This is a genomic window from Sphingomonas phoenicis (assembly GCF_047238005.1).
Classification (GTDB): domain Bacteria; phylum Pseudomonadota; class Alphaproteobacteria; order Sphingomonadales; family Sphingomonadaceae; genus Sphingomonas.
In genome coordinates, this window is sequence record NZ_JBDFMC010000002.1 from 2,651,264 (window position 1) to 2,675,454 (window position 24,191).

A 24,191-nucleotide genomic window follows, 5' to 3' on the forward strand; every position below is an offset into this window, starting at 1 on the left:
TTCCGTCGCATGTTCATTCGTCGGGAAAGCCGGCCAGACCGTGGGCGATGGTGGCGCGCGCCAACGGAGAGGGCGAGGTGTCGGTTACGGCTCAAGCACCGTCAGCTTGAACGGCCCCGCATTGTCTGCCGCATGGACGACAGCGTCGTTGGCCCCGGCAAGCGGAAATGCGGTGATCGCCCAGTGGTCTAGATCAAGAAGTCCGCTGCGGACCAGGCTCACGAGCCCCGGTATGGCCGCCGTGTCGTACATCCACTGGCCGCGCACCGTGACCAGGTTGCGCATGATCCAGGGATACGGCAGCGACAGGTCTTCGCCGCCCAACATGCCCACCCCTCCCATCAGCACCGCCCGGCCGCCCTGCCGAAGCGTCATGATCGCGGCCCGCGCGACAGCGGCACCCACGGACGGCGGCAGGAAATCCTGCACCGCATCGATGGGGCACGGTGCCGCAGCGCGCATCGCCGTCGTATCGGCGTCGCCATCGCCGGTCAGGCGAACCGGTATCAACCGCTCACCGAAGCGACGGTGCAAGTCATCGAGCACGGCCGTATTCCGGCCGGGTGCGATCACGCAGCGAGCTCCCATCGCCATCGCCAACGCCACGGTCGCCGAGCCGAAATTGCCGGTCGCCCCACTCACCAGCAGCGTTTCGCCGGGACGGAAGTCCATGGCGAGCAGCCCGCCATAGGCGATCAGCAACGTGCCGATCGCGCACCACCGTCCGGCCGTGGCCGGATCGATGGCGCCGATCGGCGCGGCATTCTCCGTCGGCACGCGGACCTGTTCGGCGAACGTGCCATCGCGAAAATAGCGTTGCAGCTTCTGTCCGCCTTCGCCTCTGGCACTCGTGCCTTGCAAGGTGATGTCGGGTGTGGACGCACCGTCGCGCGACCTCACCGTGGGATCGCAGAACACCCAGTCGCCGGGCTGCAACCGGGTGGCGTCCGGACCGACCGCGCGCACCCGGCCGATCGCACCGCCGCCCGGCACCACGGGCGTCGGCAAGAGGTAGCGTCGCGCGCCGCTCAACACCTCTTCCGTGTAGGACAGCACCGGCGCGGCGGCGACATCCACCACCACCTCACCGGTGCCGATCACCGGATCTGCAACCTCCTCGACGCTCAATGGGGATCCAAAGGCGGGTAGAATGGCGGCCTGCATCTGCGAACTCCCTGATGAACCAGGCCGGGAAATAGCGATTTGACGTTTGCCAGGAAGGACCGGTCCGATACTAGTACCCGGAATACCACGTTCGGGAAGAGCGCATGGCCGCCAATCGCCCCTTCGGAGACTTCCTGCGATCCCGCCGCATCCGGCTGAACCCGGAACCGAAGACCGATGGGGCGCGGCATCGGCGCCGCACGCCCGGCCTGAAGCGCGAGGAAGTGGCGCAGCGGGCAGGGATCAGCGTCGAATGGTATGTGAAGCTGGAGCAGGGTCGCGCCGTTTCACCCTCGATCGAAACGGTGGAAGCGCTGGGCCGCGCCCTGTCGCTCGACCGCGTGGAACTGGCACATCTGCGCTCGCTCGCGGCAGCGGGTGGACGGCAGCCGTTTCAGCGCGAGGAGGCACCGGACGTGCTACGTCGCATCGTCGCGGGCTTGTCGGAACCGGCCTATATCACCGGCCAACGCTTCGACATTCTGGCGTGGAATGATGCGGCGGCGTCGCTCTTCGGAGACTTCGCCCGGCTTGCGCCGGAGGACCGCAACATCTTCCACTGGATGCTGACCGATGCCGCTGCCAAGCAGCTATTCGGCCCGACATGGGCAGACGAGGCGCGACGCGTCGTGTCGCTGTTCCGCGCCGCGCACGACCTTTGGCCCGGGGAGGCGGCGTTCGTGTCCCTTGTCGACCGGACCCGCGTAGCTTGTCCGCAGCTGGAGGGATGGTGGTCCGAACACGGGATCGGCGCCCCGCTGTCGGGCACCAAGCAGCTGTGTCATCCGACACTGGGTGTCGTCCGTTACGAATATGCAAGCTTCCAGGCCAACGACGATCCCGCGCTCAAGCTGGCTCTCTACACGCGACGCCGGGATGGCTGACGGCGGCGACGATCGCGTCGGATGGCGAGGCGAGCGGCCGATCCGTCCATCGACCATGCCCCGCTCCTCACGGCCCGCGCACCCGGTGGCGTTGGCGTGGAAACCATCGATGGCCGCTTTGCCTCTGCCTTTGCCGGCGTGGGGAGGGCGTTCGCCTCAGCGGGGTGTCGCGGCCCTGGCGCGTTCGGCGGCTTCCATCACGCGCAGGACGTTGTTGCCGGCGAGCTTCGCGACGTCGGCGTCGCTCCAGCCGCGGCGGAGCATCTCGGCAAGGAGCGCGGGGTAGGTGGAGGCGTCCTCCAGCCCGACGGGGAGCGAGCCGTCGACCCCGTCGAAGTCGGAGCCGATGCCGACATGGTCGACGCCCGCGACCTTGGCGATATGATCGATATGGTCGGCGAGCTGGGCGAGGGTGACGCGCGGGGCCGGGTGGGCGGCGAGCCAGGCGGCATAGTCCCGCGCGGCCTTTTCGGGCTGGCCGATGTCGAGCCCGTCGAACGGGGGCGAGTTCAGCCGCGCCTTTTCCGCGACCGAATCCGCGGCCCAGCGGCGATAGGCGTCGGACACGTACTGGCGGGCATAGTTGACCATCACCAAGCCGCCGTTGGCGCGGACCAGTTTCAGCACCTCGTCCGACACGTTGCGCGGGTGGTCGGCGACGGCGCGCGCGCCGGAGTGGGAGAAGATGACTGGCGCGGTCGACACGGCGAGCGCGTCGCGCATCGTATCCTCGCTGACATGGCTGAGATCGACCAGCACGCCGAGCCGGTTCAGCTCGCGCACCACGTCGCGGCCGAAATCGGTCAGGCCGCCGTGCTGCGGATTGTCGGTGGCGCTGTCGGCCCATTCGATCGTGCGCGAATGGGTGAGGGTGAGGTAGCCGGCGCCGAGCGCGGCATAGCTGCGCAGGACCGACAGGTTCGCGTCGATCTGTCCGCCGCCCTCCACCCCGATCAGGCAGGCGATGCGGCCGGCGGCATGCGCGCGGCGGACATCGGCGGCGGTGCGGGCCATGACGAAGGTGTCGGGGTAGCGCGCGGCCAGCGACTTCACGAGATCGATCTGTTCCAGCGTCTGTTCGACCTGGTCCTTGCCGGGCAGCGCGGACGAGACCCAGACCGACCAGAACTGCGCACCGACGCCGCCCTTGCGCAGGCGGGCGATATCGGTGTCGTAGCGGTCGGGGCCGGTCGCCAGGCTGTTCAGGTCCATCGTCCAGCGGCGGTCGCCGGCATGTTCGCGCAGCGCCTCCGGCCAGTCGTTATGCCCGTCGATCAGCGGCGTCCGCTTCAGGATGCGGGCGACGCGGGCGGCATTGTCCTGCGCCGCGGCGGGGAGCGGGGCGGCGGTGACGAATACGGCGGCGGCCGCGGCGAGGAGCGGAAGCGCGCGCGTCCTCAACGCTGGCGTCCGACGCGGTGATCCTGGGCCGGATCGTTCTCGTTGTCGGCGGAGCCGCTCTGGCGCTGTTCCTCGTGCAGGGTGAGGAGCGATTCCATCAGCTCCTCGTCGGCGCTGGACATGACCGCCAGCACCTCCGCCTCGTCGCAGCCGGTGGCGGCGAGATAGGCGTGGCCCATGCTGGAATCGATGTAGAGCGACTGGCCGGGCTCCAGCGTGACCGGATCGTAGAATTCGGTCTGCACCTCGACCTTGCCGCTGAGGACGTAGATGAATTCCTCGCCGCTGTGGCGCACCAGTTCGCCGAACTCGTCGGTCGAATGGGCGCGGATCTTGGTGATCGCGGGGATCATCCGCTTGCGGCGCAATTCGGTGCAGAGATAGTGATAGTCGTAGTTCGGCGTCTCGACCCGGACCGAGCGGCTGAGATCGCCCAGGCTGCGCCGCGCGGTGACCGGCTGGACCGGCTCCTCGTCGGTTTCCGAGAACAGCTCCGACATGCGCAGGCCCAGCCGGCGGGCGAGCGAGAGGAGCTTGTCATAGGTGAGGGTGAGGCGATCGTGCTCGATCTTGGACAGGGTCGAGATCGGGATGCCCGACTTGCTGCTCATCTCCTTCAGCGTCCAGCCTTCGCGCACGCGCAGCCCGCGTAGCAACATGCCCAGGGTTGGCGGAGATGCCGACACGCAAAATCCTTTCACTCGTCGTTGACGAAGCGCCTGAACAGGATCATCGTGTCCCAATCAGGCTGATGATCAAGCGTAGCCCGACACCGGCCGAAGAGCAATGGCAGTGGCCATGACAATGGCGGGAGGGCGGCAGCGGGCGGCGGAGACGCCGCGCCGGCGCCGTTCGCCGATGCCGAAGGGGAGAAAAGATCGATGATCCGGAAAAAGGCAGTCGTCGCCCTGTTCTGCGTCCTGCTGACCGCCGCGGCGGGCCCGCAGCCGAAGCCCGCCGCACCGCCCGGCCCGGCGGCGCTGCCGGCCGGCACCGCGACGCCGGCGCCGACGGTGCCGGGCGCGGCCCCGGCGCTGACCGAAAGCGACCTGGGCGCATGGCTGGACGGGTACATGCCCGCGACGCTGAAGGCGGGCAAGATCGCGGGCGCCGAGGTGTCGGTCGTCAAGGACGGCGCGGTGCTGGTCAAGAAGGGCTATGGCTATGCGGACGTCGCGGCCAGGGTGCCGATGGATCCCGATCGCACGCTGATGCGGATCGGATCCACCTCGAAACTGCTGACCTGGACGGCGGTGATGCAGCAGGTGGAGCAGGGGAAGATCGACCTGAACGCCGACATCAACCGCTATCTGGATTTCAAGGTGACGCCGCCCGGCGGACGGGCGATCACGATGACCGACCTGATGAACCACCGCGCCGGGTTCGAGGAGGGGCTGAAGGACCTGCTCGCCACCGATCCGAAGGTGATGAAGTCCACCGAGCGCTATCTGAAGGAGAACGGCCGACCGTTCCTGTTCCCGGCGGGGGCGGCGCCGGCCTATTCCAACTACGGCGTCGCGCTGGCGGGCTATATCGTCCAGCGCGTGTCGGGCGAGCCGTTCGAGGCATATGTCCAGCGGCACATCCTGGCGCCGTTGCAGATGCGGCACACGACGTTCGTCCAGCCGCTGCCCGCGCCGCTGGAGCGGCTGATGTCGAAGGGATACGGGCAGAGCGACGGCCAGCCGAGCAAGTTCGAGCTGGTGATCACCGCGCCGGCGGGCAGCGTCAGCTCGACCGCGGGCGACATGGCGAACTTCATGATCGCGCATCTGCAGGAGGGACGATTCGGCAATGCGCGGATCCTGCGCCCGGAGACGGTGCGGCTGATGCACAGCCCCACCCAGGCGATGCCCGCCGGGTTCGACACGATGGCGCACGGCTTCTTCCACGGCATGCGCAACGGTACGCTGGTGATCGGGCATGGCGGCGACACGATCGTGTTCCACACCGACCTGAACCTGCTGCCGGAAAAGGGCGTCGGCATCTTCGTCAGCTTCAACAGCCGCGGCGCGCAGAATGCGGTGTACGGCGCGCGCGAGCGGCTGTTCGACCTGTTCATGGACCGGTACTTCCCCGGCCCCGCCACCCGCACGCCGCCGGCGATCGCCAGCGCCGCCGGGGACGCCGCCGCGATCGCGGGCCATTACGAAAGCTCGCGCCGGGTGGAGACGGGCTTCATCAGCCTGTTCTACCTGATCCAGCAGGATCAGGTGGTCGCCAACCCGGATGGCACGATCAGCGTCTCGTCGATCGACGACAAGACGTTCCGCGAGATCGCGCCGGGCCTGTGGCGCGAGACGGAGGGAACGCGCCAGCTGATGGTGTCCGACGTCGGCGGACGGCGGACGATCGCCGACAGCGCCAACCCGATCGCGGTGTTGCAGGCGGTACCCGCGTGGCGCAACCCGACGATGTTCCAGCTGGTCGCCGGGCTGTCGCTGCTGACGCTGCTGGCGACGGTGATCGTCTGGCCGATCGCCGCCTGGGTCCGCCGCCGCCACCGCCTGACACCCACTGCGACGGGCCGCGCGGCGCTGGCCCGGCGGCTGACGCGGATCGCGGCGCTGGCCGACCTCCTCTACATCGGCGGGTGGTACACGGTGCTGGCGCCGATCCTGTCGATGCACGTCGATGCGTACAACAGCGGGTTGGACGGCACGATCCGGGCGTTGCAGATCGCCGCGATCGTGCCCGTCGCGGCGGCGGCGATCGGCGTCTGGAACGCGGTGCTGGCGTTCAGGACGCGGCACGACTGGGGCATCCGGCTGCGCGCGGCGATCGTCGCGGTCGCGCTGCTCGGTTTCCTGTGGATCGCGTGGATGGGCGGGCTGATCGGCTGGAGCCTGAACTACTGATCCAGCACGGCATCGGTGACGAGGACGAGCATCCTGATCTTTTCCAGGATGATGCCGGCACGCTCCGCCGGCAGCTCGCCCGTCACCCGGATGCGGTGGATGTCGTCGAGACGGACGATGTCCACCGCGTCGAGGACGATCGCCTGCTGCGCGAACAGGTTCAGGATGCGCAACGGCAGGTCGGGCGAGGCGAGCCCGGTGACCAGGAAACGGCAGGATGGCATGGCGGCGGGCGCGATCAGGCCGCGGCGCGGCGGCCGGTGCCGCGATCGATCCGGGCACAGGCGAGCGCCTCCGCAGCGGCGTGGGTGGTGGTGCCGTCGCGCTCCGCCCGGTCGAGTACCCGCGCCAGCCGGTCGGGCGTGGCGGCGACGCGGGCGGCGACCTCGTCGGCGGACCAGCCGAGATATTCCGCGGCGACGTTGATGATCCCGCCGGCATTCACGACGATGTCGGGCGCGTAGAGGATGCCGCGATCGGCGAGCAGGGCCGCATCGGCGGGATCGCGCAGCTGGTTGTTGGCCGCACCGCATACCAGCTTCGCGGTCATCCGGCCGATCGTGCCGGGGTGCAGCACGCCGCCCAGCGCGCAGGGTGCGAAGACGTCCGCCCGGGCGGCGGCGATCGCCTGCACCGACGCGACCTCCGCGCCCAGCGCGACCGATACGCGCGCCGCGGCGGCGGCGTCGACATCGGCGACGATCAGCCGGGCGCCGGCATCGTGGAGCATCCGGGCGAGCGACGCGCCGACATGGCCGACGCCCTGGATCGCGACGGTGCATTCCGACAGGTCCCGCTCCAGCCGGCGGCGGACCGCCAGCTGCATCGACAGGAACACGCCGCGCGCGGTGAAGGGCGACGGATCGCCGCCGACCTGCCCCGCACGCGCGGGCAGGCCGGCGACGTGGCGCGTCTCGCCCGCGACGACGCGCATGTCCTCCACCGACGTGCCGACATCCTCCGCGGTGACGTAGCTGCCGCCCAGCGTGGCGACGGCGCGGCCGAAGGCGGCGAACAGGGCGGGACGGGACAGGTCGCCGGCGGGGCGGCGGATCACCGCCTTGCCACCGCCGAACGGCAGGTCGGCGAGCGCGTTCTTGTAGCTCATGCCCTGTGCCAGCCGGCACGCGTCGGCCACCATCGCTTCCCGCCCGTCATAGGACCATAGCCGGCATCCGCCGGCTGCGGGGCCGAGCGCGGTCGAATGCAGCGCGATGACGCATTCCAGCCCGGTCGCCTCGTCGGTCACGACATGGACATGTTCCGGCATCACCCCGGCACTGGCATAAGCGTACATCGCATCCATCCTGCTTGCTGATCGTCCATGCCGTGTCGCACCCGGCGCGGGGTCGATCTGACCTCTTCTTCCTCGCTCGCCGATGGAAATGCTGATATTCGATTGCCGATCAGCCGAATGGAGGTGAAATTGACCGATCTCGATCCGTTCGAGCGAAAGATCCTCCGCGAGCTTCAGCGCGACGGTACCCAGACGATGGCCGAGCTGGCGGCGCGGGTCGGGCTGTCGGCCTCGCCGTGCTGGCGGCGGGTCGACCGGCTGGAACGCGAGGGCGTGATCCGCGGCCGGGTCGCGCTGGTCGACCGGCGCAAGGTGGGGCTGAACGCGCACATCTTCGCGCAGGTGCGGCTGAACGCGCACGGCCGCGCCAATCTGGACGAGTTCAGCGACGCGATCCGCGGCTTTCCCGAGGTGCTGGATGCGTATGTGCTGATGGGGCAGACCGATTTCATGCTGCGCATCGTGGCGAAGGACATCGATGCGTATGAGCGGTTCTTCTTCGAGAAGCTGAGCAAGCTGCCCGGCATCCAGGAGATCACGTCGACGGTGGCGCTGTCCGAGATCAAGTCGACGCCGGAATTGCCGGTGTGAGGTTTGGGTGGCCCGATTCTGACGTTCGCGAGACTGCTGCGAAAATCGTCCGTCATCCCGGCGCACGCCGGGACCCATCTCTCCGCGAGCGTCCGAGCCACTTATGTTCCCGTGTCCATGGGTCCCGGCGTGCGCCGGGATGACGAAGAAACGGAGTGCCGGGGAATTTTCGAAGAGGTCTCGCCTGCGCGGGAATGACGGGTGGAAGCGACGGGTTAGGTGCGTGCCCGGATCGTTCTCGACGCCCGCTCGCCCCGTCCCGTCACCCCGGCTCATGGCCGGGGTGACGGTATGTGGTCACGGCCCCGTCAGAAGTTCGCGCGGAGGCCGATGTTGAAGTAGGTGCCGATCGCATCGTAGAAGACCGGCCCGGTCGGGCTGATCGGCGGATCGCGGTCGAGCACGTTGTTGGCGCTGAACGACAAAGTGTAGCGGTCGTTGACCTTCAGCTGCGCGCCCAGATCCAGATAGGCGCGCGCGGCGATGTCGTTGTTGACGAGCAGCGGCTGGCCGTTGGTGCCGTTCAGCAGATGGTTGAACTGGCCGCTGCCGACGAAGCGGACGCGGGCATCGAGGCCGACGGCGTCGTCCTGATAGGTCAGGCTGAACAGCCCGCGCCAGCTGGGGATGGCGTTGCCGGTGCTGCTGCCGACGTCGCCCGCGGTGTCGACCCGCGCCACGCCGGTGTCGAACACGAACTTGCGGACATGCGTGGCCAGCGCACGGATGCGCAGCGTGCCGGGCATGGTGCTGCTGAGCGTCGACATGCGCAGCAGGTACGATGCCTCGATATCGAAGCCCGACGTCTCGAATGTCGCAATGTTCTGCGAGTTGGAGCGTGCCTCGGTCACGGTGCCGCTCGCGTCGCGGGTGATCTGGCTGCACGCCGCGGAGCTGCCGTTGCGGCAGGCGAGGGTCAGGTTGGACGCGGACAGGGTGGTGATCGCACCGCCGATGTCGATGTCGTAGTAATCGACCGAGACGTTCAGCCCCGGCAGGAAGCGGGGCGAGAAGCTGCCGCCGATCGTGGTCGTGTGGCTGACCTCCGGCGACAGATCGGCATTGCCGCCGCTGAACGTCGTCACCTGCTGCGGCGATGGGTTGTAGCCGGGGGTGCCGGTGCGCCCGGCCGTGTCCTGGTCGACCAGCGGACCGACATTGATCGAGCGTACCGCGAACAGCTCGGTGATGGTGGGCGCGCGGATGTCGCGCGACCGGGTGGCGCGGAACATGAAGGTGTCGAAGAGCCCGACGGTGCCGCCGCCCTTCCACGACCAGATACCGCCGCTGCGGCTGTAGTCGGAGTAGCGGGCGGCGCCATTCAGGTCGATCTTCACCTTCCCCTCGACGTCGATCAGCGGCACGGCGACCTCGCCGAACCCTTCCTTGACGTTGAAGCCGCCGTTGATCGCGGAGCCGTAGAGGTTGAGCGGGCCGAAGGCGCCGGCAAGGTCGAGCGTGCCGCTGCGCGAGACCTGCTCCTCCCATCGCGCCTCGGCGCCGATGGCGGCGGTGATCGGGCCCGCCCACAGGCTGAACAGGTCGCCCTGCACCTCGATGGCGCCGGCATCGAGCTTGTTGGTGGTGTCGTTGCGCTGGGTGTCGCGGATATAGGCCAGCGCCTCCGGCGAGGCGGCGTTGCGGCCGAACAGGTTGAGCGGACGGCAGGCCGCATCGTCGTTCGCGGTGCTGGCATCGGCGTTGATCGCGCAGACGATCTGGCCGCCCGACGACACCGCGTTGATCGCGTTGTTGAAGCGCGAGACGACGCGGGCGTTGCGGACGCGCTGGCGGAAATCGACCTCGCCATGGCTGAAATGGCCGCGCAGTTTCCAGGTGCCGCCCAGATCGGCGTCGAACCCGGCCGCGCCCTCCTTCTGCTCGCGGGTGCCGTCGTAGATCAGCTGGTAGTCGCCGTCGTAGAAGCGGCCGAGGGTGAAGCTGGTCTGCCCGGCGGCGGCCAGCGTGGTGCGGATCGTCTGCGACAGGAACGGGTTGCTCGCCTGGATGGTCAGGCTGCCCGGCGCGCCGATATCGGGCAGGAAGCCGTACGTGGACCGCGAGCGGCCATAGGTCGCGTCCGCCCAGAGCCGGATGCCGCCCAGATCATAGGTGGCGCGGGCGTAGGAGCTGATCCGCTCGAGCGGCGTGCTGACTGCGACGGCATCGAACAGGCCGATCGCGTCCGCGCCGCCGACCACCTGCGCGGGGAAGCGGGTGGCGGGGTTGGCCGCCAGCGACGTGCCCGCGCGATAGGTGCGCAGCGTGCCGTCGTCGTTGAACACCTGTCCGGCCAGGACGCCGCTGGTGATGAGGCCGCCCGAGGCGACGTTGCCCTGGTTGACGTTGCGGAGCAGCACCTGGCGCGTGTCGCTCGCGATCGTGGGGTTCAGCCGGACGATCGCGGCGCTGTCCAGATCGGGGCGGCTGGTGCGGCTGGGGATCAGCTTGTCGTTGACGTACTCGCCGCTGATCAGGAACTGCCCGCGGCCCCCCGCGAACGACGTTCCCCACGTCAGGTCGCCGCCGTAGCGGAAGCCGTCGCCGCGCGACGAGATGCCGGACAGCGCGCCGACGCTCAGCCCCTCCACCTTGTCCTTCAGAATGATGTTGACGACGCCGGCGACGGCATCGGAGCCATAGGCGGCCGATGCGCCGCCGGTCACCACCTCGACCCGCTGCACCAGCCCGAGCGGCACGTAGTTGAGGTTGTTCTGGCCGACGAAGCGGCGACCGTTGACGAGGGTCAGCGTGCGATTGGCGCCCAGCCCGCGCAGGTCGACCGGGGCGCTGCCGCTCGACGTGTTACCGACCGACACCTGCGTGGTGGTGGTGGGGCGGAACTGCGGCGAGTCGTTCAGCACCTGCTGCAGGTTCGGGCGCTGGCCCTGCCGCAGCTCGACCGTGCCGATCACCGTGGTGGGAGTGGGCTGGTCGAAGCCGGCACGCTCGATGCGCGATCCGGTGACGACGATCTCCTCGCGCTCGTCGGCGCCGGCCTCCTCGGCGGGCGTCTGGGCGCCGACGGGGCCGGCGGGCGATTGCGCCAGGGCAGGCGTTGCCGCGATCAGCGCGGCGGCCAGTGCGGCCAGGCTGGTGCCGCGGGCCAGAATGGTACCGGATCCCGAATGAACATCGCGCATCTGCTCGCCCCCTTTCGTGTCGCTGGAATGAACCGGCTGATGCGATTCTGATGCCGATGCTGACATATGGTCCCGATCGGGACAATAATTTTCTTTTTGCTGGTATCAGATGCCATCATGGACGGTGCCGGTTGTGACGGGGGGACGAGCTCCGGACCATCGTTGCTCCAGCACCGACAGCGATGCAGGAGCGGTCAGCCGGTCAAGCGGCCCCTGACGCCGCAATCGGGCATGTCCGATTATCGATTGACGTTCTCCGATCGGGTTCATAGCATCCCCGGCAGAAACAATGGGAGGCACGCGATGCTGTTATCTCGTCGTCAGGCGCTGTGCGGCGCCGGTGCGGCCGTCGCGGCACCCTATGTCGCCCGCGCGGCCGTTCCGGTCAGCCCGTTCACCCACCGCCGCTACTCGCGCCGGGCGATCGACCTGGTGCGCGGCACGGTGGTGATCGACATGCTGGCGCCGATCAAGATAGACTTCGATCCCGCCTTCTATGCCCGCCGGATGAGCGAGCAGGACGCCGCCGACTTCCGCGCCGCCGGCATCACCGCGATCCACCATGCGATCGGCATCGGCGGGCCCACCGCGCGCGATCAGGCGCTGACCTTCTTCGCGGCGTGGGGCAATTACGTCGCGCGCAACAGCCATGTCCTTACCGGGGTCGCCACGGTCGCCGACATCGTCCAGGCCAAGCGCGACGGCCGCTGCGCGGTCATCATGGGATTGCAGAACGCCGATCATTTCCTGGAGGCGAAGGACGTCAAGGCGTTCTTCCAGCTGGGGCAGCGCTGCGCGCAGCTGACCTACAACTCGCAGAACCGCATCGGATCGGGATCGACCGACCGCGTGGACGGCGGCATCAGCGATTTCGGGGTCGAGATTATCAAGGCGATGAACGAGGTCGGCATGCTGATCGACGTGTCGCATTCGGGCGACCGTACGACGCTGGACGCGATCGCGCTGTCGCCCAAACCGATCGCGATCACGCACAGCAACTGCCGCGCGCTGATCGAGCATCCCCGGGTCAAGACCGACGAGGCGATCCGGGCGCTGGCGTCGAAGGGCGGGGTGATGGGCATCACCGGCGTGCGCATGTTCGTGAAGAAGACCGATCCGACGACGATCGCCGACATCGCCGACCATATCGATCACGTCGTGAAGCTGGTCGGCATCGAGCATGTCGGCATCGGCACCGATTCCGACCTGAACGGCTATGACGACACCTCGCCCGAGACGAACAAGATGCTGCGCGGGGCGTACAAGGACAGCTACGCCTTTCGCGAGAAGATCGACGTCGACGGGTTCGACCATCCGCTGAAGATGTACGACCTGACCGAGGAGCTGATCCGCCGCCGTTATTCCGACGCGAACATCCGCGCGGTGCTGGGCGGCAATTTCCAGCGGCTGCTCACCGCCACCTGGGGCGGCTGACCATGCCGCCCGCCCGTCCATCCCCTTCGCGAGTCACCTCATGAACGCGTCCACCTCCCCTGCCGCCGGCGCGCTGGCGCTGCCGCAGCCCTATCTGCTGTTCCTGGGCGACATGACCGAGCCCGGATATGCCAAGACCGCCTTCGGGCTGCGCGACTGGTCGGCGGACCGTTGCGTCGGCGAGTACCGGCTGACCGGGGATGCGGTGTCCACCGGGTTGCCGGCGATGACCCCGGCCGAGGCGAAGGCGCAGGGTGCGCGGTCGCTGGTGATCGGGGTCGCCAATCCGGGCGGGGTGATCCCGCCGCACTGGCGCGCATCGCTGGTCGAGGCGCTGGAGGCGGGGCTGGACATCGTCAGCGGGATGCACGCGCGGCTGGCCGACATTCCCGAGCTGGCGGCGGCGGCGGCGCGGCTGGACCGGCGGCTGATCGACGTGCGCGTGCCGCCGGCCGATATTCCGGTCGCCACCGGCGCGAAGCGGACGGGCAGGCGGCTGCTGACGGTCGGCACCGACTGCGCGCTGGGCAAGAAATACACCGCGCTGGCCATCCACCGCGCACTGGTCGCACGCGGCGTCGACGCGACGTTCCGCGCGACCGGGCAGACGGGCATCATGATCGCGGGCGGCGGCATGCCGATGGACGCGATCGTCGCCGATTTCGAGGCGGGGGCGGCCGAGCTGCTGTCGCCGGCCGCGGCGGCCGATCACTGGGACGTGATCGAGGGGCAGGGATCGCTGTTCCACCCCGCCTATGCCGGGGTGTCGCTGGGCCTGCTGCACGGCAGCCAGCCGGACGTCGTCATCGTCTGCCACGAACCGGGGCGCGACCGGGTGCTGGGCCTGCCCGATTATCCGGTGCCCAGCATCGAGGAGACGATCGAGACCAACCTGATGCTGGGCCGCCGCACCAACCCGGCGATCCGCTGCGCCGGGGTGTCGCTGAACACCGCCGCGCTCGATCCCGATGCGGCGGCGGCCGAGATCGCACGGGTCGCCGACCGGCTGGGCCTGCCGGTGGCCGATCCGGTCCGCGGCGGCGCGGCGCTCGACCGGCTGATCGACCAGATCCTGTCATGAGCGGCGCCGCCGCGACCCCCGCGACATGGTTCCAGCGCTTCCTGCTGCCCGGCTTCGCGTTCAAGGCGGTGGTGATCGGCGGCGGCTATGCGACGGGGCGCGAGCTGGCGGAGTTCTTCCTGGGCAGCGGTCCGCAGGCCGGGCTGATGGGGATGACGCTGGCGATGCTGGTGTGGAGCGCGATCTGCGCCGGCACCTTCACGCTGGCGCATGCGATCGCCGCCTATGACTATCGCAGCTTCTTCAAGACGCTGCTCGGCCGGTTCTGGTGGCTGTTCGAGATCGCGTACCTGCTGTTCGTCGTCCTGATCCTGGCGGTGTTCGGCGCGGCGGCGGGCGAGATCGGACGGGCGCTGTTCGGGTGGCCGCTGATCGTCGGATCGGTCGCGCTGGCGGTGTCGATCGTCGCGGTCGTCACGTTCGGCAACCACGCGGTCGAGGGATTGTTCAAATATGTCTCGATCCTGCTGTATGCGGTCTATGCGCTGTTCATCGTCCTGGCGCTGACGACGTTCGGCGACCGCATCGGCGCCGCGCTGGCACGGCCGGCGCCGACGGCGGGGTGGGCGATCGGCGGGCTGACCTATGCCAGCTACAACGTCGTCGGTGCGGTCGTCATCCTGCCGATGATGCGCCACCTGACCAGCCGACGCGACGCGGTGGTCGCCGGGCTGGTCGCGGGGCCGCTGGCGATGGTGCCGGCGCTGCTGTTCTTCCTGGCGATGATCGCCTTCTATCCCGGCATCGAGGCCGAGACGCTGCCCTCCGACTTCATCCTGCGCCAGCTGGACGCACCGTGGTTCCACTTCCTGTTCCAGGCGATGATCTTCGCCGCGCTGCTGGAGAGTAGCGTCGGATCGGTCCACGCGATCAACGAGCGGATCGACGGCGTGCTGCGCGAGCGGCGCGGGGCCGGGCTGTCGCACGGCGCGCGCGCGGCGCTGGCCGCCACGATCCTGATCGGGTGCGTGTTCGTGGCCGATCGCATCGGCCTCGTCGCGCTGATCGGCAGCGGGTACCGCTTCCTCGCCTATGTCATCCTCGCCGTCTACGTCGTGCCACTGCTGCTGTGGTGGATGGTGACGCTCGTCCGCGGCGCGCCAAGGGCGGCGCCGGCCGCATGACCCCGATCCATCGTTCAGGAGGCCGTTCCGTGATCCCCAGCCTGCACCGCATCGCCACCATCGCCCTGCTGGCCACGACGGCGGTGCCGATCGCCGCCAGGCCGGCCGCATCCGCCCCCAATTATGCGGTGTCGGCAGAGCGGATCGCGGGCCTGGCCGATTTCGTCGACGGCGTGATGGCGCAGCAGATCGCCACGCGCGAGGTCGCCGGAGCGGTGGTGACCGTCGTCTATCGCGGGCGGGTGCTGTTCGCGCGCGGGTACGGCATGGCCGACATCGACCGGGGCGTGCCCGTCGACGCGCGGCAGACGCTGTTCCGGCCCGGATCGGTATCCAAGATGTTCACCTGGGCCGCGCTGATGCAGCAGGTGGAGCTGGGCCGGGTCAGCCTGGACGCGGACGTGAACACCTATCTCGATTATCGCATCCCCGATTATCAGGGCCAGCCGATCCGGGTCCGCGACCTGATGTCGCACACGCCGGGGATGAGCGACAGTTCGGGCATCACCGCATCGTCGCCGGACAAGCTGGTCTATTACGCGGAGTGGATGAAGAGCCACATTCCGAAGCGCTTGTGGGCGCCGGGGACCGAGGTGTCGTACTCGAACTACGGCGCGGCGCTGGCGGGATACATCGTCGAGCGGGTGTCGGGGGAAAAATACCCCGATTATGTCGAGCGTCATATCTTCCGGCCGCTGGGCATGACCTCCACCACCTTCCGCGAACCGTTGCCGCCGGCGCTCGCGCCGCGGATGGCGACCGGATACCGGCTGGAGGACGGCCGGCTGAAGCCGAAGCCGTTCGAGCTGTTCAGCCTGATCATGCCGGCGGGATCGGCGACGTCGAGCGCGGTCGACATGGACCGGTTCATGCTGGCGCTGCTGGCGGGCGGCACGCTGGACGGTGCGCGCATCCTGAAGCCGGAATCGGTACGCCTGCTGACCAGCGATTCCGTCGCCAACGCGCCCGGCCTGCCCGGCATGGCGCACGGGTTCTTCGTCGTGCGTGCCGCCGGGCCGCGACTGGTGGGCCATGGCGGCAATACCGGCGACTTCCACTCGAACATGATCCTGGCGCCCGAGGCGCAGCTGGGCTTCTTCATCTCCGAGACGGGCGGGCAGGGCAGTTACGGCGGCCGCACCGACCTGACCGAGGCGCTGATCGGCCGGCTGTTCCCGCTGTCGCCGGCGGCGCGGGTCGCGGCGCCGAAGGGCGAGGTGCTGCCGCTGGGTGCCTATCGCTCGAACCGGCGCGATTACGCCGACCCGGCCGATCCGAAGCGCGACCTGAAGATCGCGGCGGCGGACGGGGGGATCACGGTCGGCAACGACGGGCGCCAGTCCTATTGGCAGCGGATCGGCCCGATGGAATTCGAGCAGGTGACCGGCGCGCGCGCCGGCGGGCCGTACGAGCGGCTGCGCTTCTACCAGCGCGGTCGCGAATGGCGGCTGGGCTTCTCGTCGCAGCCGCATGTCGCCTATCATCAGGTCGGATCGTGATGCGCGCGGACCGATCGGCAAGAAGACGGCTATCCCTCTGCGGTCATTGCATCTAGACCGGTCGTCTCGCGGGCGAGCTGCGAGCCATTACCGGGAAGCAGGATGGCGCGGGTGTCGCAGCAGGGATCAGATGTCGCCTCCACGGGCGTTGACGGGCTCGACGACGTGCTGGGCGGCGGGCTGACGCCCGAGCGGCTGTACCTGATCGAGGGAACGCCGGGCACCGGCAAGACGACGCTGGGGCTGGGGTTCCTCCTCGCCGGGGTCGAGCAGGGGCAGCCCGGCCTCTACGTCACGCTGGCGGAGACCGAGGTCGAGCTGCGGGCGGTGGCGAAGACGCATGGCTGGTCGCTGGATGCGATCGACCTGTTCGAGATGGTGCCGGCGGACGGCCTGACCGACGACCAGGAGCAGACGCTGCTCCACCCCAGCGAGGTCGAGCTGGGCGAGACGGTGCGCGCGATCATGGCCCGGGTCGACGAGCTGCAGCCGGCCCGCGTCGTCATCGACAGCCTGTCCGAACTGCGGCTGCTGGCGCAGAACCCGGTGCGGTATCGCCGGCAGATCCTGGCGCTGAAGCATTTCTTCGCCACCCGCCACTGCACGGTGCTGGTGCTGGACGACAAGAGCGCGTCGGGCAGCGATCTGCAGCTGCACAGCATCGCCCACGGCGTCATCTCGCTGGAACAGACGCTGTCGGGGTTCGGGGCGCAGCGGCGGCGGATGCACATCGTGAAGATGCGCGGCATGCGCTATCGTGGCGGCTTCCACGATTTCGAGATCCAGCGCGGCGGGCTGTGCGTCTATCCGCGGCTGGTCGCGGCGGAGCATGGCGTCGATTTCGACATGGCGTTCGTGTCGACGGGCTCGACGTCGTTCGATGCGCTGCTGGGTGGCGGGCTGGTGCCGGGCACCGCGACGCTGCTGACCGGGCCGGCCGGGGTCGGCAAGACGACGATGACGGTGCAGTGCATCGTCGCGGCGCTGGGGCGCGGCGAGCATGTCGCCTATTTCCTGTTCGACGAGCGCACGCCGACGCTGCTCGCGCGGTCGAAGGCGCTGGGCATGGACCTCCAGCCCCATCTCGACGACGGGCGGCTGAGCCTGCGCGCGATCGATCCTGCCGAGCTGTCGCCGGGCGAGTTCGCCGCGACCGTGCGGGCCGCGGTGGAGGAAGACGGCGCGCGGATGATCGTGGTCGACAGCCTGAACGCCTATCTCCAGTCGATGCCCAGCGAGCAGTTTCTGGTGCTCCAGATGCACGAGATGCTGACCTATCTGGGCCAGCGCGGGGTGGTGACGATGCTGATCCTGGGAATGCACGGGATCATGGGCGACGTGCGGGCCGACGTCGATCTCAGCTATCTGGCCGACACCGCCGTGCAACTGCGCTATTTCGAGGCGGTCGGCGCGGTGCGGCAGGCGATCTCGGTGATCAAGACGCGGACGGCGAAGCACGAGCGCACCATCCGCGAGTTCCGGATCGACGACGACGGCATCGTGTTCGGCGAGCCGCTGCGCGAATTCCAAGGCGTGCTGACCGGCGTGCCGACCTTCTCGGGCGAGGACAAGTCGCTGCTGGCGGGCATGGCCAGCGGAGGCGGCGGTGTCGCCGCATCCTGAACCCGACGATCGCGTCCTGATCCTCGCGCCGCGGGGGCGCGATGCGGTCATTGCGGCGGACCTGCTGCACCGCGGCGGGATCGCGGGAGAGGTGACGGCCGACCTGCCGGGCCTGGTCGCGGAAATGAAGCGGGGCGTGGCCGCCGTCCTGATGACCGAGGAGGCGCTGGCCGCGGAGGATCGCGCCCCGCTCACCGCCTGGATCGCGGCGCAGGCGACATGGTCGGACCTGCCGTTCGTGGTGCTGGCCAACGGCGCGCGCGGGCCGCGGTCGGCATTGGCGTCGGAGCGGGTCGGCGACCTGGGCAATGTCGTGCTGCTCCAGCGGCCGCTGCACGCGGAAGCGATGCTGGGCGCGGTCCGCTCCGCGATCAAGGCGCGACGGCGGCAGTACGAGGTCCGCTCGGCCGCGGCGACGCTGGAATCGGCGGTCGCCCACCGCACGGCGGAGCTGGAGGCGGCGCGCACCAGCCTGGAATTCGCGCTGGACGCCGCCGACATGGGCAGCTGGGACCTGGACCTGTCGACCGGCGAGATCCAGCGCAGCGTGCGGCACGACGAGATCTTCGGCTACGCCGATCCGCAGCCCGACTGGTCGACCGCGCGGATGCTGACGCATGTCGAGCCGCACGAGCGCGAGCGGATTGCGGCGGCGTTTCAGGATGCGCTGACCACCGGCACGCTGGACATCGAATGCGCGATCCGCGGTGCCGACGGCAGCCGGCGCTGGATCACCAAGAAGGGCCGTATCCGGGTGGATGCGGAGGGGCGGCCGGTGCGGATGATCGGCGTCGTCACCGATGTCACGACCCGCAAGGAGGCCGACGTCCAGCTGGCGCAGGCACAGAAGATGGATGCGATCGGCCAGCTGACCGGCGGCGTGGCGCACGACTTCAACAACCTGCTGACCCCGATCGTCGGCAGCCTCGACCTGGTGAGGCGTCGCCACAAGGACGACGAGCGGACCCAGCGGATGGTGGGCGGCGCGTTGCAGGCGGCGGAGCGGGCGGCGACGCTGACGCAGCGGCTGCTCGCCTTCGCGCGGCGCCAGGCGTTGCAGCCGACCGCGGTCGACGTGGGCGCGCTGATCGACGGGATCGTCGACCTGATCCGCCGCTCGCTGGGCCCGACGATCAGGGTGGTGCTGGAGGTACCGGGCGATCTGCCGTCCGCCCGGGTCGATCCCAACCAGCTGGAACTCGCGCTGCTGAACCTGGCGATCAATTCGCGCGACGCGATGCCGGGCGGCGGGCAGCTGACCATCACCGTGGCGTGCGCCGATGTTGAGGAACGCAACGCGATCGGGCTGGGCGCCGGCCGCTACGTCCGGATCCTGGCCGGCGACACCGGCATCGGCATGGACAAGGCGACGCTGGCCCGTGCGACCGAGCCGTTCTTCTCGACCAAGGGGGTCGGCAAGGGGACCGGGCTGGGCCTGTCGATGATCCATGGGCTGGCCGCGCAATCCGGCGGTACGCTGACGCTGGCCAGCGAGCCGGGGCGGGGCACCAGCATCGAGTTGTGGCTGCCCGCGACCGGCGAGCAGGCCGCCGCCGCGACCGAACGTCCGGCCGAGCCCAAGCCGGCGCGCCGCGCGGCGCGGGTGCTGCTGGTCGACGACGAGGAGATCGTCCGCTCCGCCACCGCGGAGATGCTGCGCGACATCGGGTACCATGTCGTCGAGGCGGCGTCGGGCAGCCAGGCGCTGGCGGCGGTGCGCGCGGGCGTCGAGATCGACGTCGTCGTCACCGATTACATGATGCCGGGCATGAGCGGCGCGGCGCTGATCGGCGAGCTGCGCACCACGGCCCGCTCGCTGCCGGCGCTGCTGATCACCGGCTATGCCGCCACCGGCGAGGACGTGCCGGACGATGTTCCCCGCCTGTCAAAACCGTTCAGGCAGGTCGAGCTGGCGACGCGCGTCGACGAACTGCTGCACCGGCCCGACGACCGGCCGCGGCGGCTGCGCGTGGTGAGCTGAGGCGGGGTCCGCCCTACAATCCCAGCCTGTCCAGCGCGGCGGCGAGTTCCGCATCGATCGCCGCGTCGTCGGCAGGCGACAGGCGGTTGAGCGCGGTCTGCACCCGCTTCTGCGCCACCTGCAATGCCTTGTGCCGCACCTCGCGCGACAGGTTCGTCCGCCACGACGAGCTTTCCCGCAGCAGCGGCGCCCATTTCGCCTCCTCCGCCGCCAGGATCGCCAGCGCCAGCCGCAGGCCGTCCCGCCGGCCATGCGCGTAATCGTCCGACAGAATTGCCTCCTTCGCCGGCATCGTGTGCACGCCGGATTCGCGTGGTAGACGCACGATAGCCGGGGGGATAGCACCGCACAGGGGCAACAAGGGCGAATGAGCATCCCATGCCAATGAACTTGCATGGACCTTTGGCGCGGCGGCACAATCTGCACGTGCTGGGTTCCGGCGGCGAGATCGTCGTGTTCGGGCATGGTCTGGGCACCGACCAGAGCGCATGGCGCGATTTCGCGAGCGGGCTGGACGCGCGCTACACCGCCTTGCTGTTCGACCTGCCCGGGGCCGGGCCACTGCTGCCCGACGGGTTCGATCCCGACGACTACCGCTCGCTGTCGCCGTTCGCGGACGACGTGCTCGACCTGCTGGAGGAGGTGGGGGTCGAGGCCTGCACCTATGTCGGGCATTCGGTGGCGGGGATGATCGGCGTGCTGGCGGCGATCGAGGCGCCGGCGCTGTTCGACCGGCTGATCCTGCTGAACGCCTCGCCCCGGTACCTGAACGATGCCGATTACGAGGGCGGGTTCGACCGTGCCGATCTGGAGGGGCTGCTGGGCACGATGGCCGCCAATTACCAGGCGTGGGTGGCGGGGTTCGCACCGATGGCGATCGGTGCCGCGGCGCCGTCAGCGGTGGAGGAGTTCTCGGCCGGGCTGCTGGCGATGCGCCCCGACGTGACGCTGCGCGTCGCGCGGACGATCTTCGAATCCGACGTGCGCCCGCTGCTGCCCGCGCTGACCCGGCCGACCTTCCTGGTGCATTCGCGGACCGACGTGGCGGTACCGCCGGCGGTCGGCCGCTATCTCCACGCGCATATCGCCGACAGCCGGCTGATGTGGATCGATGCGGAGGGCCATCTGCCCCATCTGTCGGCCCCCGCGATCGTCCGCGCGGCGCTGGACGAGGCGCTGCGTGCCTGACCGGCTGCTCGGCCGGCGCACCGCCGATCCGTCGGTCGGGCTGACGCTGCGGCTGCTGGCCCAGGAATCCGCCGCGGCGCTGGCCGTGCTGGTATCGACCAACGACGGACGGGCGACGATCGAGGAGGCGCATCCGCCGGTCGGACGCATCGGCCAGCGGATCAGGGTGCCGGCCGACCTGATCGCCGACCGTGCCCGCGCGATCGAGGCGCGCGACCGGCGCATTCCGCTCGACTGGACGCAGCTGACCGGCGAGCGGCCGGACCGGATGGCGGCGGCGCCGATCGACGACCGCGGGCTCCACCTGGTGCTCGCGGTGCGGGGCGAGCGGCCGGTCGACCTTCAGGCGCTGGCGCGGTGGGCGGCGCTGATCGACCATCAGCTGGCACAGGGCAAGGATACGGCGCGCCGGATCGACGCGTCGCGCCGCATCGCCGCGCTGATCGACAACCTGCCGATCCCGATCGTGTTCGTCGACGGCAAGTCGATCGAAATCCTGCTGAACGATCGGGCGCGATCGCTGCTGAGCGTTGAGCGCAAGGAGGATGGCGAGCGCGAGGTCGCCGCCGCGCTGACCCGGCTGATCGCCGATGGCGGCGAGGACCATGGCCGGCGGCTGGCGGTCGATCCCGCTGCGGAGATGGCGTTCACGATCGACCACGGCTCGGCCGCCATCGAGGTGAGCAGCCGCTGGATCGACGAGGACCAGCTGACCGGCCGGCTATGGGTGTTCCGCGACGTTACCCAGCAGCGGCTGGTCGAGCGGGTAAAGGACGAACTGGTCTCGACCGTCAGCCACGAGTTACGGACGCCGCTGACCGCGATCATCGGCGCGCTGACCCTGTTGCGGCAGGCGGATGGAGCCGTCTCGCGCGGGGCCGCCCCGTCGCTGGTCGACATCGCCTGGCGCAACAGCCAGCGCCTGCTGCGCATCGTCAACGACCTGCTCGACCTGGATAAGGTGGGATCGGGCACGCTGGAGCTGCGCCGCAGCCCGATCGACGTGCGCATGCTGATCGATCAGGCGATCGACGATCATCGCCCGATGGCCGTGCCGGGAGCGATCGTGCTGGTCGGACCGGACCCGGGCGCCCCCAGCACGGCAGCGTGGGACGCCGGCCGCATCTCGCAGGTGGTCAGCAATCTGCTGGCCAACGCGATCCGGCTCTGTCGTCACGGCGGCGTGGTACGGGTGTCGCTCGACCGGCAGGACGAGGGCTTCGTGATCGGGGTGGAGGACGAGGGCCCCGGCATCCCGCCGGCGTTCCACGACCGGCTGTTCACGCGCTTCGCACAGGCGCATCCGCCGGCGGGATCGGGCAAGTCGGGTACCGGGCTGGGCCTGGCCATCACCAAGGCGATCGTCGAGGCGCATGGCGGCTGGATCCGGGCCGATCCGACACGCACCAGTGGCGCGCTGTTCCAGGTCTATCTGCCGGCCGGCGAGGCGGACGTGCCCGCCTAGAGCACGGCGCCGATCGCGTTGTCGAAATGCGCGTTCATCAGGGCGATGGCGCTGTCCGCGTCACGATCCGCGATCGCATGGGCGATGTCGGCGTGCCGCTGCAGCACGATCGATCGTGCCTCGTCGGTATCGCGGGTGCGCCACGCCAGCGGCACCGCCTCGACCATCAGCGGCTCGAACGAGCGGACGATCTGGAGGAACAGGGCGTTGCCGCTCGCCCGCGCCACCGCCTGGTGGAAGACGATGTCGTGGCGGGTCACGGCGGCGGTGTCCACGGCATCGGCCATGGCGATCGCGGCGGCGAGGATGGCGGCGGCATCCGCGTCGGAGCGGCGCGCGGCGGCCAGCTCGACGGTGCGCAGCTCCAGCGTCCGGCGCACGTCCCACACCTCGCTTACCGACACCTGTGCGGTCGAGACCGCATGGTCGAGCGAGGTGCCCATCACCGATCCGTCGATCGCGCCGACCCGCGCCCGGCGTCCGTTGCCGACATCGATCAGGCGCAGCGCGGCAAGGGCGCCGAACGCCTCGCGCATCACCGCGCGGCTGACGCCCAGTTCGGTCGCGAACTGGCCCTCGCCGGGCAGCGTGTCGCCGACCTTCAGGTCGCGGTCGCGGATATGATCGCGGATGCGGCGCACCGCGAAATCGACGAGCGAGCCGCCCTCGTCGTGCCGCGCCACCGCCCTCACGCCGCCAGCTCCAGCGCGCGCAGGCGGGTGGGGGCCAGCCCGAAGCGGCGGGTGAACGCCCGACTGAAGCTGGCATTGTTCCGGTAGCCGCAGCGATAGCCGATCGACGAGACGGGCAGGTCGGTGGCGAGCAGCAGGCCGTGCGCGCCGTGCAGCCGCCGGTCGGCGATGGCGTCGGCGACGGTGGAGCCGAACATCTGGCGGAAGCCCCGCGTCAGCTTGGCACGGTTCAGTCCGCAGGCCCGCGCGATGGCATCGAGGGTCAGCTTCTCCTGCCACCGCTCGTCGATCAGGCGGCGTGCGGCGGCGAGCCGGACGGCATCCAGTTCGGACAGCTCGCCCGACCCGTCGGCGGGAACGAGCTCGTCGAGCTGGGCGAAGGTGGCGCAGAGCAGCTCGATGCTCTTGGCGAGGCGCAGCGTGTGCCGGGCGGGTTCGGCCATCGGGCAATCGCGCAGGGCGAGGACCAGTGTGCGCAACTCGCTGGGCAGGTGCCAGGTCGTCGGCGCGTCGGGCAGGAAGCCGAACAGCCGGCGGCAGGCCGCGGCGCTGACCGCCAGCACCACCGTCGCCTCGTCATCGGCACCTTCGGCATAGCGGCAGACCGGCGGATGGTCCGCATCGCCAAGCTGGAAGCGCAGGGTGACGGCGTCGGTGGGCATGGCCGCCGCGTCCGCTGCATCGCCGACCGTGCCGGGGCCGATGAACGCCAGCATCTCCGGCGACACGTCGATACGCTGCTTTGTCATGCCAGCCATGATCCTCT

20 protein-coding genes are annotated in these 24,191 nt (G+C 69.6%); 11 read left to right on the forward strand and 9 right to left on the reverse strand.

Annotated elements, in window-relative coordinates:
* Positions 1-84: 84 nt before the first annotated feature.
* Positions 85-1,164, reverse strand: coding sequence for an alcohol dehydrogenase catalytic domain-containing protein (locus ABC319_RS13735; RefSeq protein ID WP_413070769.1), 1,080 nt, complete (start codon positions 1,162-1,164; stop codon positions 85-87).
* 104 nt (positions 1,165-1,268) lie between these two features.
* Between ABC319_RS13735 and ABC319_RS13740 the strand changes: the two genes are divergently transcribed.
* Entirely contained in the window at positions 1,269-2,048 is a 780-nt protein-coding gene (locus ABC319_RS13740) for a helix-turn-helix transcriptional regulator (protein WP_413070770.1), read from the forward strand.
* A 156-nt stretch (positions 2,049-2,204) separates the two neighbouring features.
* On the opposite strand, the gene ABC319_RS13745 is transcribed toward ABC319_RS13740, so the two are convergent.
* Positions 2,205-3,449, reverse strand: a complete 1,245-nt coding sequence (locus ABC319_RS13745) for a dipeptidase (RefSeq protein ID WP_413070771.1) — start codon at positions 3,447-3,449, stop codon at positions 2,205-2,207.
* The gene (locus tag ABC319_RS13750; protein WP_413070772.1) at positions 3,446-4,135 is read right to left on the reverse strand and encodes a helix-turn-helix domain-containing protein; all 690 of its coding nucleotides are present in this window, start codon (positions 4,133-4,135) and stop codon (positions 3,446-3,448) included. The genes ABC319_RS13745 and ABC319_RS13750 overlap by 4 nt, the downstream gene beginning before the upstream one ends.
* Before the next feature lie 195 nt (positions 4,136-4,330).
* On the opposite strand from ABC319_RS13750, the gene ABC319_RS13755 reads away from it, so the two are divergent.
* The gene (locus tag ABC319_RS13755) at positions 4,331-6,307 is read left to right on the forward strand and encodes a serine hydrolase domain-containing protein (protein ID WP_413070773.1); all 1,977 of its coding nucleotides are present in this window, start codon (positions 4,331-4,333) and stop codon (positions 6,305-6,307) included.
* On the opposite strand, the gene ABC319_RS13760 is transcribed toward ABC319_RS13755, so the two are convergent.
* Both ABC319_RS13760 and ABC319_RS13765 read right to left on the reverse strand, forming a co-directional pair.
* Positions 6,301-6,531 carry a hypothetical protein gene (locus ABC319_RS13760; RefSeq protein ID WP_413070774.1) on the reverse strand — a complete coding sequence of 77 codons (231 nt, stop codon included), beginning with the start codon at positions 6,529-6,531 and terminating at the stop codon, positions 6,301-6,303. The genes ABC319_RS13755 and ABC319_RS13760 overlap by 7 nt on opposite strands.
* A gap of 14 nt (positions 6,532-6,545) precedes the next feature.
* Entirely contained in the window at positions 6,546-7,604 is a 1,059-nt protein-coding gene (locus tag ABC319_RS13765; protein WP_413070775.1) for a Glu/Leu/Phe/Val family dehydrogenase, read from the reverse strand.
* A 129-nt stretch (positions 7,605-7,733) separates the two neighbouring features.
* Between ABC319_RS13765 and ABC319_RS13770 the strand changes: the two genes are divergently transcribed.
* The gene (locus ABC319_RS13770) at positions 7,734-8,195 is read left to right on the forward strand and encodes an Lrp/AsnC family transcriptional regulator (RefSeq protein WP_413070776.1); all 462 of its coding nucleotides are present in this window, start codon (positions 7,734-7,736) and stop codon (positions 8,193-8,195) included.
* Between the two features lie 308 nt (positions 8,196-8,503).
* On the opposite strand, the gene ABC319_RS13775 is transcribed toward ABC319_RS13770, so the two are convergent.
* Positions 8,504-11,338 carry a TonB-dependent receptor plug domain-containing protein gene (locus ABC319_RS13775; RefSeq protein ID WP_413070777.1) on the reverse strand — a complete coding sequence of 945 codons (2,835 nt, stop codon included), beginning with the start codon at positions 11,336-11,338 and terminating at the stop codon, positions 8,504-8,506.
* A gap of 303 nt (positions 11,339-11,641) precedes the next feature.
* On the opposite strand from ABC319_RS13775, the gene ABC319_RS13780 reads away from it, so the two are divergent.
* The 6 genes from ABC319_RS13780 (at position 11,642) to ABC319_RS13805 (ending at position 20,080) form a co-directional block, all read left to right on the forward strand.
* A complete protein-coding gene (locus tag ABC319_RS13780; protein ID WP_413070778.1) occupies positions 11,642-12,772 on the forward strand; it encodes a dipeptidase in 1,131 nt (376 codons plus the stop codon).
* A gap of 40 nt (positions 12,773-12,812) precedes the next feature.
* On the forward strand, positions 12,813-13,853 hold the full coding sequence (locus tag ABC319_RS13785) for an N-acetyltransferase DgcN family protein (RefSeq protein ID WP_413070779.1): 1,041 nt from the start codon (positions 12,813-12,815) through the stop codon (positions 13,851-13,853).
* Entirely contained in the window at positions 13,850-14,977 is a 1,128-nt protein-coding gene (locus tag ABC319_RS13790) for a YkvI family membrane protein (RefSeq protein ID WP_413070780.1), read from the forward strand. Before ABC319_RS13785 ends, ABC319_RS13790 begins: the two co-directional genes overlap by 4 nt.
* 29 nt (positions 14,978-15,006) lie before the next feature.
* A complete protein-coding gene (locus ABC319_RS13795; protein WP_413070781.1) occupies positions 15,007-16,476 on the forward strand; it encodes a serine hydrolase domain-containing protein in 1,470 nt (489 codons plus the stop codon).
* 102 nt (positions 16,477-16,578) lie between these two features.
* Positions 16,579-18,099: an ATPase domain-containing protein gene (locus ABC319_RS13800; RefSeq protein ID WP_413070782.1), complete on the forward strand. Its 1,521-nt coding sequence runs from the start codon at positions 16,579-16,581 to the stop codon at positions 18,097-18,099.
* Complete coding sequence (locus tag ABC319_RS13805) at positions 18,083-20,080, forward strand: PAS domain-containing hybrid sensor histidine kinase/response regulator (RefSeq protein WP_413070783.1); 1,998 nt, start codon at positions 18,083-18,085, stop codon at positions 20,078-20,080. The genes ABC319_RS13800 and ABC319_RS13805 overlap by 17 nt, the downstream gene beginning before the upstream one ends.
* 13 nt (positions 20,081-20,093) lie before the next feature.
* Here the strand turns inward: ABC319_RS13805 and ABC319_RS13810 are convergent, their stop codons facing one another.
* Positions 20,094-20,372 carry a hypothetical protein gene (locus ABC319_RS13810; protein WP_413071697.1) on the reverse strand — a complete coding sequence of 93 codons (279 nt, stop codon included), beginning with the start codon at positions 20,370-20,372 and terminating at the stop codon, positions 20,094-20,096.
* A gap of 86 nt (positions 20,373-20,458) precedes the next feature.
* Between ABC319_RS13810 and ABC319_RS13815 the strand changes: the two genes are divergently transcribed.
* Both ABC319_RS13815 and ABC319_RS13820 read left to right on the forward strand, forming a co-directional pair.
* The gene (locus ABC319_RS13815) at positions 20,459-21,268 is read left to right on the forward strand and encodes an alpha/beta fold hydrolase (RefSeq protein ID WP_413070784.1); all 810 of its coding nucleotides are present in this window, start codon (positions 20,459-20,461) and stop codon (positions 21,266-21,268) included.
* Positions 21,261-22,733 carry a sensor histidine kinase gene (locus ABC319_RS13820; protein WP_413070785.1) on the forward strand — a complete coding sequence of 491 codons (1,473 nt, stop codon included), beginning with the start codon at positions 21,261-21,263 and terminating at the stop codon, positions 22,731-22,733. The genes ABC319_RS13815 and ABC319_RS13820 overlap by 8 nt, the downstream gene beginning before the upstream one ends.
* On the opposite strand, the gene ABC319_RS13825 is transcribed toward ABC319_RS13820, so the two are convergent.
* Together ABC319_RS13825 and ABC319_RS13830 are read right to left on the reverse strand one after the other, a co-directional pair.
* Positions 22,730-23,425, reverse strand: a complete 696-nt coding sequence (locus ABC319_RS13825; RefSeq protein ID WP_413070786.1) for a FadR/GntR family transcriptional regulator — start codon at positions 23,423-23,425, stop codon at positions 22,730-22,732. The genes ABC319_RS13820 and ABC319_RS13825 overlap by 4 nt on opposite strands.
* Positions 23,422-24,183: a helix-turn-helix transcriptional regulator gene (locus ABC319_RS13830; RefSeq protein ID WP_413070787.1), complete on the reverse strand. Its 762-nt coding sequence runs from the start codon at positions 24,181-24,183 to the stop codon at positions 23,422-23,424. The genes ABC319_RS13825 and ABC319_RS13830 overlap by 4 nt, the downstream gene beginning before the upstream one ends.
* Between the last annotated feature and the right edge of the window lie 8 nt (positions 24,184-24,191).

Excerpts from the sequence above, each read along its gene's own strand:
- ABC319_RS13800 (WP_413070782.1), top strand. The coding sequence starts at position 16,579 with ATGGCGCGGGTGTCGCAGCAGGGATCAGATGTCGCCTCCACGGGCGTT.
- ABC319_RS13760 (WP_413070774.1), bottom strand. The coding sequence starts at position 6,531 with ATGCCATCCTGCCGTTTCCTGGTCACCGGGCTCGCCTCGCCCGACCTG.
- ABC319_RS13815 (WP_413070784.1), top strand. The coding sequence starts at position 20,459 with ATGCCAATGAACTTGCATGGACCTTTGGCGCGGCGGCACAATCTGCAC.
- ABC319_RS13780 (WP_413070778.1), top strand. The coding sequence starts at position 11,642 with ATGCTGTTATCTCGTCGTCAGGCGCTGTGCGGCGCCGGTGCGGCCGTC.
- ABC319_RS13790 (WP_413070780.1), top strand. The coding sequence starts at position 13,850 with ATGAGCGGCGCCGCCGCGACCCCCGCGACATGGTTCCAGCGCTTCCTG.
- ABC319_RS13775 (WP_413070777.1), bottom strand. The coding sequence starts at position 11,338 with ATGCGCGATGTTCATTCGGGATCCGGTACCATTCTGGCCCGCGGCACC.
- ABC319_RS13735 (WP_413070769.1), bottom strand. The coding sequence starts at position 1,164 with ATGCAGGCCGCCATTCTACCCGCCTTTGGATCCCCATTGAGCGTCGAG.
- ABC319_RS13765 (WP_413070775.1), bottom strand. The coding sequence starts at position 7,604 with ATGTACGCTTATGCCAGTGCCGGGGTGATGCCGGAACATGTCCATGTC.
- ABC319_RS13830 (WP_413070787.1), bottom strand. The coding sequence starts at position 24,183 with ATGGCTGGCATGACAAAGCAGCGTATCGACGTGTCGCCGGAGATGCTG.
- ABC319_RS13755 (WP_413070773.1), top strand. The coding sequence starts at position 4,331 with ATGATCCGGAAAAAGGCAGTCGTCGCCCTGTTCTGCGTCCTGCTGACC.
- ABC319_RS13785 (WP_413070779.1), top strand. The coding sequence starts at position 12,813 with ATGAACGCGTCCACCTCCCCTGCCGCCGGCGCGCTGGCGCTGCCGCAG.
- ABC319_RS13810 (WP_413071697.1), bottom strand. The coding sequence starts at position 20,372 with ATGCCGGCGAAGGAGGCAATTCTGTCGGACGATTACGCGCATGGCCGG.
- ABC319_RS13740 (WP_413070770.1), top strand. The coding sequence starts at position 1,269 with ATGGCCGCCAATCGCCCCTTCGGAGACTTCCTGCGATCCCGCCGCATC.